Annotated in this window: 11 protein-coding genes and 2 tRNA genes; 8 read left to right on the top strand and 5 right to left on the bottom strand. The window is 35.1% G+C overall.

What is annotated here, in order from left to right:
* The 3 genes from fkpA to tusC all read left to right on the top strand — a co-directional run.
* The coding region (gene fkpA / locus A9G30_RS01755; protein WP_065587856.1) for an FKBP-type peptidyl-prolyl cis-trans isomerase at positions 1-590 on the top strand (590 nt) is incomplete at its 5' end.
* Between the two features lie 4 nt (positions 591-594).
* On the top strand, positions 595-960 hold the full coding sequence (tusD, locus tag A9G30_RS01750; RefSeq protein ID WP_065581523.1) for a sulfurtransferase complex subunit TusD: 366 nt from the start codon (positions 595-597) through the stop codon (positions 958-960).
* Positions 961-975: 15 nt separating this feature from the next.
* Positions 976-1,329 (top strand): sulfurtransferase complex subunit TusC, encoded by a 354-nt coding sequence (gene tusC, locus A9G30_RS01745; protein ID WP_065587855.1) that lies wholly within the window; start codon positions 976-978, stop codon positions 1,327-1,329.
* Positions 1,330-1,537: 208 nt separating this feature from the next.
* On the opposite strand, the gene nagE is transcribed toward tusC, so the two are convergent.
* Positions 1,538-3,031, bottom strand: a complete 1,494-nt coding sequence (nagE, locus tag A9G30_RS01740) for an N-acetylglucosamine-specific PTS transporter subunit IIBC (protein WP_065587854.1) — start codon at positions 3,029-3,031, stop codon at positions 1,538-1,540.
* A 248-nt stretch (positions 3,032-3,279) separates the two neighbouring features.
* Here nagE and nagB point away from each other — a divergent pair, with 248 nt between their 5' ends.
* The 3 genes from nagB to A9G30_RS01725 are packed head-to-tail and all read left to right on the top strand — an operon-like array spanning position 3,280 to position 6,506.
* Positions 3,280-4,086: a glucosamine-6-phosphate deaminase gene (gene nagB / locus A9G30_RS01735; RefSeq protein ID WP_065568249.1), complete on the top strand. Its 807-nt coding sequence runs from the start codon at positions 3,280-3,282 to the stop codon at positions 4,084-4,086.
* A gap of 11 nt (positions 4,087-4,097) precedes the next feature.
* Positions 4,098-5,240 (top strand): N-acetylglucosamine-6-phosphate deacetylase, encoded by a 1,143-nt coding sequence (gene nagA / locus A9G30_RS01730; RefSeq protein ID WP_065579835.1) that lies wholly within the window; start codon positions 4,098-4,100, stop codon positions 5,238-5,240.
* 36 nt (positions 5,241-5,276) lie between these two features.
* Positions 5,277-6,506: an ROK family protein gene (locus tag A9G30_RS01725; RefSeq protein WP_065587853.1), complete on the top strand. Its 1,230-nt coding sequence runs from the start codon at positions 5,277-5,279 to the stop codon at positions 6,504-6,506.
* 55 nt (positions 6,507-6,561) lie between these two features.
* On the opposite strand, the gene asd is transcribed toward A9G30_RS01725, so the two are convergent.
* The 3 genes from asd to A9G30_RS01710 form a co-directional block, all read right to left on the bottom strand.
* Positions 6,562-7,665, bottom strand: a complete 1,104-nt coding sequence (gene asd / locus A9G30_RS01720; RefSeq protein ID WP_065579833.1) for an aspartate-semialdehyde dehydrogenase — start codon at positions 7,663-7,665, stop codon at positions 6,562-6,564.
* A 259-nt stretch (positions 7,666-7,924) separates the two neighbouring features.
* A tRNA-Pro gene (locus tag A9G30_RS01715) sits at positions 7,925-8,001 on the bottom strand.
* A gap of 25 nt (positions 8,002-8,026) precedes the next feature.
* Positions 8,027-8,102 (bottom strand) — tRNA-His (locus tag A9G30_RS01710).
* A 505-nt stretch (positions 8,103-8,607) separates the two neighbouring features.
* Here A9G30_RS01710 and A9G30_RS01705 point away from each other — a divergent pair.
* Together A9G30_RS01705 and A9G30_RS01700 are read left to right on the top strand one after the other, a co-directional pair.
* The gene (locus A9G30_RS01705; RefSeq protein WP_065568294.1) at positions 8,608-9,288 is read left to right on the top strand and encodes a response regulator transcription factor; all 681 of its coding nucleotides are present in this window, start codon (positions 8,608-8,610) and stop codon (positions 9,286-9,288) included.
* A gap of 17 nt (positions 9,289-9,305) precedes the next feature.
* Positions 9,306-10,604 carry an ATP-binding protein gene (locus A9G30_RS01700; RefSeq protein WP_065587852.1) on the top strand — a complete coding sequence of 433 codons (1,299 nt, stop codon included), beginning with the start codon at positions 9,306-9,308 and terminating at the stop codon, positions 10,602-10,604.
* Here A9G30_RS01700 and A9G30_RS01695 read toward each other — a convergent pair.
* A partial coding sequence (locus A9G30_RS01695) for a M15 family metallopeptidase (protein WP_218057683.1) occupies positions 10,601-11,371 on the bottom strand: 771 nt, incomplete at its 5' end. The two genes, A9G30_RS01700 and A9G30_RS01695, sit on opposite strands and share 4 nt — an antisense overlap.

Below are 11,371 nucleotides of genomic sequence, written 5' to 3'. Positions count from 1 at the left end.
ATTTAATCAGTGGTTTCAATGAAACATTCCGTGATGCATCGCAACTTTCAAAAGATGATGTTAAAACTATTTTAGATGCGTTTGGTAAACGTATTCAAGAAGAAAGTAAAGCCCGTTTTGAAAAAGAAAAAGCAGATAATACAGCTGCTGGCAATAAATTTCGTGAAGAATTTGCTAAACAAGATGGCGTTAAAAAAACCAAATCTGGATTGCTTTATCAAATCATTAAAGAGGGTTCAGAGAGCCATCCAACAGCTGAAGATACAGTTATTGTTCATTATACAGGGACATTAACTGATGGGCGTAAATTTGATAGCTCTTATGATCGAGGTGAGCCAGCAACATTCCCACTTAACGGCGTAATTAAAGGTTGGACAGAAGGCATTCAATTAATTGGCGTTGGCGGTAAAATTAAACTAGTGGTTCCACCTGAATTAGCTTATGGAGATCAAAGTTTCCCTGGTCAAAATGATAAAGCCTCTATTCAACCTGCTTCAACCTTGGTTTTTGAAGTTGAATTATTGGGCATTGATAATGGTAATGCCAAGGATCAAAATTCACAAGAAACTAACTCACAGAAAGCAAAATAATTTTGTGAACTCATTAAACTATACACTTGTTGTTTTGGGTCCTGCTTATGGGACCCAATCTGCTTATTGCGCTTACCAATTTGCGCATACATTGCTGACAAAAACTTCTCATTCAATTAAAAATATCTTTTTTTATGCTGATGGCATATATAATGCTAATCATTATACAGATCCAGCTAATGATGAGTTTAATTTAGTTGTAGCATGGCAACAGTTAGCAAAGAAATATTCATTAACATTAGCTGTGTGTGTCGCAGCAGCGCAAAGACGTGGTGTTACTGAGGGTAATCTTGCTGAACATTTTGAATTAACAGGGCTTGGTGAACTGAGTGAATCAATTGCTATGTCAGATCGTACGGTTCAATTTTGATTTAAGGTCGTTAGAATGAAAAAAGTGGCAATTATTATTAGCTCACCACCGCATGGAAATGCTAAAGGTCGAGAAGCGCTCGATGTAGCTTTAGCTGTATCAGCCATCAATCATGTTTCGGTTTTTTTCATAAATGATGGGGTATTGCATTTATTGCCTAATCAACAACCTAATCAAATTTTGATGCGTGATTATATTGCTACACTTAATATGCTTGAACTTTATGATATCGAAGATGTTTATGTATGCGAATCTTCATTAGAAGCACGAAATTTAGCAAATGCCACATTAAATATTCCTAATAAAGTGCTTGATGCGCTATCTATAAGTCAACTACTTTCTATTCAAGATGTCATCTTACGGTTTTGATTTTATAGTGAAAAGTATATATTTCCTGAAACTTCTTTACAAATATAATATTCAACAATAAAACTAATCTGATTTTTATTAGCTATATTTTTATACGATATAAATTCATATAGTATAAATAATCCACCCTACCTTTCAGCAAAGCTGATTAATAAGATGGATTACCATGTTAAGTCGATTTAATCGAATAAGTTTTATTTTAACTTAATTAGACTAGCTTTTTCATCCCGTCGGCAATTTTTTCAGCTTGCGTTCCAACGACAATTTGTACGCCCGTTTTACCTAATTTAATAACTGCCATTGCTCCTAGTGCTTTGGCTGCTGGTTCATCAATTAGATCAGAATCATTTACACCTAAACGCAAACGTGTAATACAAGAATCAATATTAGTTAGGTTTTCTTTACCACCTACAATTGCTAAATATTGCTCGGCAAGTTTAGAAATATCACCAACAGCTTGCTTTTGCTGAACATTTTCGGTTGATGAAACAGTAGTATCATCGTCTTCACGACCCGGTGTTTTAAGGTTAAATTTAATAATAACAAAGCGGAATACCACATAATAAACAACAAAGAACACTAATCCTTGAAGAATTAACATATACCAGTGAACAGCAAGCGGATTACGACTTGAAAGTAGCATATCCACTAAACCAGCACTAAAACCAAATCCTGCAATCCATTGCATTGCAGCAGCAATATAAAGTGAGATACCAGCCAAAACAGCGTGTACAAAATAAAGCATAGGTGCAACAAACATAAAGGCAAATTCTAACGGCTCGGTAACGCCTGTAAAAAATGCAGCAAATGAAGCAGCTAACATAATTGAAGCCGTTTTATCTTTATTACCTTTTTTAGCTGTATGATACATAGCTAACGCTGCACCAGGTAAGCCGAACATCATAACAGGGAAAAATCCTGCCTGATAACGGCCAGTAATACCTACTGTTGCTAACCCACTTTCAATAGATTTTTGTCCACCTAGGAAGTTTGGAATATCATTAATTCCAGCCACATCAAACCAAAATACTGAGTTTAAAGCATGGTGTAAACCAACCGGAATAAGTAAGCGGTTGAAGAACCCATAAATACCTGCACCAACAGCGCCTAATTCTTTAATATATTTACCAAAAGCGACCAATGCATCATAGATAGTCGGCCAAACAAAAAATAAAATAGCTGAAATTAATAGCATAACAACTGAAACAATAATAGGTACAAGCCTTTTACCACTGAAGAAAGATAATGCTTTATGTAATTCAACTTGGCTAAAACGATTATAAAGTTCCGCAGCAATAATACCGACAAGTATACCAATAAATTGGTTATTTATTTTTTTATATGCCGCTGGAACTTGAGCATCCCACCCATCTAAACTGGTGTCAATGCCATTAAATAAGGCAATAGAATTTGGAGAAAGTAAGGTTGTAACAACTAAAAAACCAACCAAACCAGACAAGGCAGCCGCACCATCTTTATCTTTAGACATGCCGTAAGCAACACCAATAGCAAAAAGTATTGGCATATTTTCAATAATTGCACCACCAGATTTAATTAAAAAAGCGGCGAAAATATTGTTTTGCCCCCAACCATTGGGATCAATCCAATAGCCAATCCCGAGGAGTATTGCCGCAGCCGGCAGAACGGCAACAGGCACCATCAGTGAGCGCCCGATACGTTGCATATAAGCTAAAATTCCCATAAGTGTTACCTCATATTTGTTGAAATGGTACTTAAAGAAGTATGTGTAATTATATATTTTTAAGTAAAAACAGCTTGGTTATTATATTTCATCTTATATTATTTTACTTCGCAAATTAATTATTGCTTTTTTGTGACTAAAATCACTATATTTTTTGATTTATTGTCTTAATATAGTAAAATATATTCAACATTTTTTACTTAAAAAAAAAAGAGTTTATTTAATTATATCAAAAGAGGTGATATCTCATGAGACTTATTCCTTTAGAAAATGCACAAGAAGTCGGCGCTTGGGTTGCAGAGCGTATTGTTAATAAAATTAACCAATTTAAACCAACAGCTGAGCGCCCTTTTTTGCTAGGTTTACCAACAGGAAGTTCACCATTAGTTATGTATCAACAACTCATCAAACAGTATAAAGCCGGAAATGTTAGCTTTAAACATGTTGTTACATTTAATATGGATGAATACGTAGGACTTCCAGAAGATCACCCGCAAAGTTATCATACTTTTATGTATGAAAATTTTTTCAACCATATTGATATTGACAAAAATAACATCCATATACTAAACGGTAATGCACCTGATATTGATGAAGAATGCCGTCAATACGAAGCGAAAATTAAAGCTTATGGCAAAATTAATATTTTTGTCGGTGGCGTTGGCCAAGATGGACACATTGCCTTTAATGAACCAGGATCTTCACTTTGTTCTCGTACGCGTATTAAAACATTAACTGAAGACACACGCATTGCTAACTCTCGCTTTTTTGATAATGATGTCAATCAAGTGCCAAAACATGCATTAACTATTGGAGTTGCAACTTTAATGGATGCACAAGAAGTGATTTTGTTAGTTTGCGGTCATAACAAAAGCTTAGCGCTGCAAGCAGGTGTTGAAGGTAGTGTTAACCATCTTTGGACCGTAACTGCACTACAAATGCACCCTGCATCAATTATTGTTTGTGATGAACCAAGTACTGATGATCTTAAAGTGAAAACCTTAAAATATTTTAAACAGATGGAAACTGATAATCTTAAAGTAACCATTTTATAAAGGATAAACTTATGTACGCATTAACAAATTGCCGTATTTATACAGGTTATGAAATCCTTGAAAATCACGCTGTTATTATCGACGGTGATAAGATTGCAAAAATCTGTAAACAAAACGAATTGCCGGTGGGCATCACCATTAAAAATTTACAAGGCGCAATAGTTGCGCCTGGGTTTATTGATATTCAAGTCAATGGTTGTGGTGGTGTACAATTTAATGAAACGCTTGATGCACTAAGTGTTGAAACCTTAGAAGCAATGCAGGCAACAAATCTTATCTCTGGTTGTACTAGTTATTTACCCACTTTAATCACATCGACTGATGAATTCATGATAAAAGCGGTTAAAGTGATGCGTGAATATCTAACGACGCATAAAAACCAAGCACTTGGCTTGCACCTTGAAGGGCCTTATATTAGCCCTGAAAAGAAAGGTATTCATGATGAAAATATTATTCGACAACCATCGCAAGAAATGATTGATTTTTTATGTGAAAATGCTGATGTCATTAAAATTATTACTTTAGCGCCAGAAAAAGTAGAAAGCCACTTCATCAAACAATTGGTTAATGCAGGTATTCATGTATCTGTTGGCCATTCTAATGGCCATTATGATGATTGCCGTCGAGGGTTTAACGATGGTATTCGTTTGGGAACGCATCTATTTAATGCCATGCCTTATATTTCTGGGCGTGAACCTGGTGTTGTTGGCGCTATTTATGATGAACCTGAAGTTTATGTTGGTGTTATTGCTGATGGTCAACATGTAAGTTGGGCAAATATTCGCAATAGCCACAAAATTAAACAAGATCATTTAATTTTAATTACCGATGCAATGTTACTTGCTGGATCAAACTTAGAATCTGGTGTATTTGCAGGTAAAACCATTTATTATAAAGATGGTCGATGTGTTGATGAAAATGGGACGTTAGGCGGCTCTTCCTTAACCATGATAGAAGCTGTAAAAAATGCAGTCGAATATGTGGGTATCGCCTTAGATGAAGCATTAAGAATGGCGACACTTTACCCAGCAAAAGCAATTGGTGTTGATAAACAACTTGGCTCAATTAGTGAAAATAAAATTGCGAACTTGGTTATTTTTGATCGTGACTTTTCAAACGTGAAAACGATTGTTAATGGAGAGATGAACAGCTAGAATGCTAGATAGTTAACGAAAATATTGAGATAAAATATGACCTTTAATTATCTAAATCTAGTTGGCAATGCTGAATTAATCAAACAATTAAATTATGCCATGATTTACCGTTTGATTGTTCAGCAAGCGCCTGTATCTCGAATTCAACTGGCGGAAATTAGTCAATTAGCACCAGCAAGTATAACTAAAATTACTCGTCAACTTCTTAAAAGCAATCTAATAAAAGAAGTTGATGCACAACAATCAACAGGCGGGCGACCAGCCGTTTCAATACAAGCAAAATTTGATTATTATCAAACAATTGCTGTTCAATTAAGTCGTTCCCGTGTTACCATTGAACTTTATGATCTTGGTGCTAAAAATCTAGTTACCGAAATTTACCCACTAACTACATTTACCCAGCAATTGGCTGAAGAGTATTTAATCGCGTTAATTGAACAATTTATAGAACAGAATAGTAAAAAGATAAAACACCTTGTGGCAATATCTGTTGTACTACCTGGTTTGGTCGACTCTGTACGCGGAATTATTCGTTATACACCGCATATTCCAGTTAAAGCATGGCCTTTAGCCGAAGCATTACACCATAAGTTTAATATTTCGATTTTTATTGGTAATGATATTCAAAGTTTAGCTTTAGCGGAAAGTTATTTTGGCTCAACCCAAGATGTAGATGACTCAATTTTGATTCGTGTACACCGTGGTGTTGGATCAGGCATCATTATTAATCAACAACTGTTAACTAATCATAATCAAACGGTGGGTGAAGTTGGTCATATCCAAGTGGATGCATTAGGTGAGCGCTGTCATTGTGGTAACTTTGGTTGTTTAGAAAATCGAGTTATTAATAAAGCAATTGAACATCGAGCCAAACAAATGATTGAGCAAGGTTACCCAACTAAATTAAGTTTGGGTAATTGTAATATTGCCAATATCTGTAAATATGCTAACCAAGGAGATGAATTGGCAATTAAGTTAGTCAAAGATGCCGGTGAAAATCTTGGTAGAGCAGTTGCTATGATGGTAAATATTTTTAATCCACAAAGTATTGTATTAGCAGGTGAATTGACAAAATCTCCCGAAATACTATTGCATGCGGTAAATAGTGCATTAAATGCACAAAGTTTAGAAGAATTAAGAAAAAATCTTACTCTTCATTGTTCATCGCTCAATGACCGTTCAGCAATTGGTGCGTTTGCATTAGTGCAACAAGCTTTATTTAATGGTTCATTATTAATGACATTGCTGGAAGATAAAGAATCATAGCTTATAGATATAAAAATAAAGCCCAACAAATCGGGCTTTACTTTTTATATCTAGTTTAAGCTAAAATGCGTAACATTCTACGCAATGGTTCAGCTGCCCCCCATAATAATTGATCACCGACAGTAAAAGCTGATAAATAATCTTTGCCCATCTTAAGTTTACGTAAGCGGCCTACAGGCGTTGTTAAAGTGCCTGTTACTGCGGCAGGAGTAAGCTCTCGCATCGAAATTTCACGTTCATTTGGAACAACTTTAACCCAATCATTATGGGAAGCAAGTAGTTTTTCAACTTCTGGCACACTAATATCTTTTTTCAATTTAATCGTAAACGATTGACTATGACAACGTAATGCGCCAATACGGACACAAAGTCCATCAACTGGAATAATCTCGTCAGTCCCTAAAATTTTATTGGTTTCAGCTTGGCCTTTCCATTCTTCTTTACTTTGCCCATTATCAAGTGCTTTATCAATCCAAGGGATCAGACTACCTGCTAATGGCACACCAAAATTATCAGTTGGTAAACTACCGTCACGCATTTTTTGCGTCACTTTTCGCTCAATATCTAAAATAGAAGAATTAGGATCCTGTAGTTCTTTAGCAACCTCCGCATTTAACATCCCCATTTGGGTAAGCAACTCACGCATATGACGCGCACCGCCACCAGAAGCCGCTTGATAGGTTGAAACCGATACCCAATCAACTAAGTTTTCAGCAAATAATCCACCCAGTGACATCAACATTAAACTTACCGTACAGTTACCGCCAACAAAGGTTTTAATTCCTCTATCTAAAGCAGTATGGATGTTAGCTTTATTAATAGGATCAAGCACGATAATCGCATCATCTTCCATTCTAAGTGTTGATGCTGCATCAATCCAATAACCTTGCCAACCTGTTGCACGCAATTTTTTATAAATTTCAGAAGTATAATCACCACCTTGGCAGGTAACAATAATATCTAATGCTTTCAACGCATCAATATTATCTGCACTTTGTAATATCCCTGTCTTACCGCCAAAAGTAGGCGCAGCTTGACCCGCTTGAGATGTAGAAAAGAAAACAGGATTGATATAATCAAAATCGTGCTCTTCAACCATACGTTGCATAAGAACGGAACCAACCATTCCGCGCCAACCGACAAAACCGACATTTTTCATATTTTATTTCCAATAATTAGCGTTTATATAAAGAGATATTTATTATTAAAACAAAATATCATCATAAAACAAGCCAGATAAGAATTATTATTGTAAATAAGGAGATGATAACATGACGTTATATATTAATACGATATTTAATCAAAATAACAAAAATTGAGAGAGGAACTGGTTTCAAAGGTTTGTAATAAATTTAATAAAAATATCAGGCAAGGGCTGAAAATAGCTAAATGCTAACAAGTAGAATTTTATTTAAAAATGGTCGGCGAGAGAGGATTCGAACCTCCGACCCACTGGTCCCAAACCAGTTGCGCTACCAAGCTGCGCTACTCGCCGTTATAAGTTTTCCGCATTCTATAAATGGGGTGGCTAATGGGATTCGAACCCACGACAACTGGAATCACAATCCAGGGCTCTACCAACTGAGCTATAGCCACCATAGAAGCAGGACGAAATATTACGCATAAAAAACAATATTGTCCAGCATATTTTTAAAAAAATACGCCAACTGATTATATAAAAAGCGTTAAAAGTATAAAATTTAATTACTTTCAATGCAAACTTACTGCTTACTAATAGCTAGCGTTCTTTTTAACTACACTAAATTTTTCTTGCCTAATTACTTGTTGTTTCAATTTTTATCTCCATATTTTATTCATAAAGTATAGGTCTTTAAAAATATTACTTCACTGTATCTTTACTTAGAATTAATTAGTGCGCTGGCATAACCAATACTCAATGCCACTTATTAACTTGATTTGAAAATATATGCTGTAACATAGAGCTACTTTAAAAACTATTTATATTATTAATAATAGTAAATTACATTATCATTCCTCGTTCAAAAATATGTAATATTTTAGTAAAGGAGCCTGACTTTTTTTTTATTATTGCAATAATGTAAAAACCTAAAATTAGATAACAATGGCGATTGCGATTATGATAAATATTTTATTAATTGATGATGATATTGAACTATCACAAATGCTTAGTGAATATTTGACTAATGAAGGTTTCAATATCAAGAGTGTTTATTTGGGTAAAGATGGTATTGATGAAGCATTGTCAGGAAAATACCGTGCTGCAATTTTAGATGTGATGTTACCTGACATTAATGGTATTGATGTCCTTAAAAGCATACGGCAACAGCGTAATATGCCAGTTATTATGTTAACGGCCAAAGGCGATAATATTGATCGCGTTTTAGGATTAGAATTAGGCGCTGATGATTATATCCCAAAACCTTGTTATCCGCGTGAGTTGTTAGCCCGATTACGTGCTGTTTTACGTCGTTTTGATGAACGTTCAGTAGAAACAGTTGATGATAAAAAATACCATTTTAATGGCTTAACCTTAGATCTTCCCCAACGTTTATGCACGTGGAATGGAAAAGCTATTGATTTAACATCAACCGAGTTTAATTTATTAGTTTTATTAGTAAAACATAGCGAGCGGGTAGTAACTAAAGAGGAGTTATCAGAGATCGGTCTTGGTCGAGCACGAGAACTTTATGATCGTAGTGTTGATGTTCATATTAGTAACATTCGACAAAAACTACATCAGATAGCACAAAATGATGTGACAATTGAAACAATTAGGGCTGTCGGTTACCGTATCCGCTAATAACCAATAGGCTTGCTATGAATCGTCGATTATTTTGGAAAATACTCATTATATTTTGGGTTATCTTCTACCTCACTTTCCAATTAACTTGGATTGCATTTTCTGTTTATGTAGAAAATAAAAATCAAAAATTTCTTAATCATATGCCGACAAAAGTGGATATGATAGCCCAGCTATTACATGTAGCAGGCGAAGATGAGACGCTTAATTTTATAGCCCATTTACCTGAACGAGAAAGGGCTTTATTATCAATAAAATTAGTTTCTCCAATCAATGAGCAAGTCAATATTTTGACCGACGAATTAGAAACACCAACCTATGTCTATCAACGCATGGCTGTCGCGCCTGATGGGACACTTTATTCTATTTCATTTAAAGAAGATAAAGATAAAGATGTTAAAAAGACATTATTCAATATGCCAATGCCAATTGTGTTAATGGGAATATGTGTTGGGCTAGCTTTTAGCTTGTTTTTGGCATGGAATCTAACTAGACCCATGAGGTTATTAAGACAAGGTTTTTTTCGCGTATCTCAGGGTGATCTTTCTGTTCGATTATTCCAAAAATTAAAACCTAGGCGTGATGAGCTTAGCGAATTAGGTAAAGATTTTGATATGATGGTTGAGCAACTTAATATTCTTATCTCAGATCGTCAAGCTCTTCTTCATGATGTTTCACATGAACTAAGAACACCACTTGCTCGTTTGCAACTAGCGATTGGGCTTGCTCAACAAAACAAACAAAATATTGATACCGCATTAGCTAGAATCGAATTAGAATCAGAACGATTAGATCAGCTAATCGGTGAGATTCTAAATTATTCTCGTGCTGAAATGAATAATCGTACCGATGAATATTTTGATTTAAAAGACTTAATAAGTGTAGTAATTAATGATGCTAACTATGAGGCTAATCATCAGCTCATTGATGTACATTTCAACTTATCGTCCGTTACTCATTCTATTGTTAAAGGTAACTCAGAGCAAATTCGCCGAGCTATAGAAAACATTATTCGTAATGCGATTCGCTTCTCTAAAGCTGGACAAGCTGTCGAAGTTTCATTAAAAGAAGCAGGCAAGTATTTACAAATTGAAGTTAAAGATCGTGGGCCTGGTGTAGAAGCTAATAAACTATCGAGTATTTTTGAGCCATTTGTCCGTATCCAGTCTCCTCAATTAGGCAAAGGTTACGGGTTAGGTCTTGCGATTGCAAGAAAGACCGTTATTATGCATAACGGCACTATTCAAGCAACCAATCGTGATGGTGGTGGATTAGTTGTAACAATCGAATTGCCTTATTGGAGAAGCAGTAATTAACTATAACAGTCGCTATTAATGGTGAGCACGTACTGTTTAACTAGACTTTCTAGCTTAATTTTATCGTGACCTATAAAATCTAAAGTTTTTATAATAGCGTCTGGATCACTTTCTAGTATCGCTTTGTACTGCGCAATATATTGGCTGGCGATGGGCTTGTAGGACCAATGCCATTCTTCGGGTTGATATCCGCCTTTTCGTCCCTCATTAAATGCTTGGCAAAATCCATATTTGGGTAGGTTTTCTTGTAACCATTTGTAAAGAATGATGCCCTTTTTATCACTTTTAAAATATGCAGATGAAACACTGGTAATATCTATATCTGTACCCCAGTGGTGCCTTGATGTACCTGGCATTGATGAGTATTTTAAAATCTCTCGGGCAATTTTCTCAGGGTCATTGAGCTTATGAGATAAAGCCTCCCATTTTCGTTGCCAAATTCCGTTTTGGTAAGCGTAATTGCGTGTTGCACTTACCACAATAAAAGGAATATTGGGGTGATCTTTTTTGAAGTCTTTAAACGCTTTTATTAGCTGATCAGCAACTTCTTTTTGTAGATACATTCCCTTTTTATTAACTGGTAATTGAGTTAAATCCAATGCAATAAAATCACTATCTTTTCTTTCATCAAACTGCCCTGTTAGTTTATTTAATGGAATTGTTTGCGCCATAGTAATACTCGAACATAAAATTAACGTTAATGATGAGATTAAAATAAGAAGTGTTTTTAAATTTATTAATTTACTTTTCATTTTAAATATTACATA

Origin of the sequence: Gilliamella sp. Fer4-1, from assembly GCF_001690515.1 — a bacterium.
Lineage (GTDB): Bacteria > Pseudomonadota > Gammaproteobacteria > Enterobacterales > Orbaceae > Gilliamella > Gilliamella apicola_C.
Note: the sequence above shows the minus strand (reverse complement) of the source record. Positions and strands in the feature narration are given on the sequence as shown.

Coding starts and splice junctions, on each gene's coding strand:
- nagB (WP_065568249.1), top strand. CDS start 3,280: ATGAGACTTATTCCTTTAGAAAATGCACAAGAAGTCGGCGCTTGGGTT.
- tusC (WP_065587855.1), top strand. CDS start 976: ATGAAAAAAGTGGCAATTATTATTAGCTCACCACCGCATGGAAATGCT.
- asd (WP_065579833.1), bottom strand. CDS start 7,665: ATGAAAAATGTCGGTTTTGTCGGTTGGCGCGGAATGGTTGGTTCCGTT.
- A9G30_RS01725 (WP_065587853.1), top strand. CDS start 5,277: ATGACCTTTAATTATCTAAATCTAGTTGGCAATGCTGAATTAATCAAA.
- nagA (WP_065579835.1), top strand. CDS start 4,098: ATGTACGCATTAACAAATTGCCGTATTTATACAGGTTATGAAATCCTT.
- A9G30_RS01700 (WP_065587852.1), top strand. CDS start 9,306: ATGAATCGTCGATTATTTTGGAAAATACTCATTATATTTTGGGTTATC.
- nagE (WP_065587854.1), bottom strand. CDS start 3,031: ATGGGAATTTTAGCTTATATGCAACGTATCGGGCGCTCACTGATGGTG.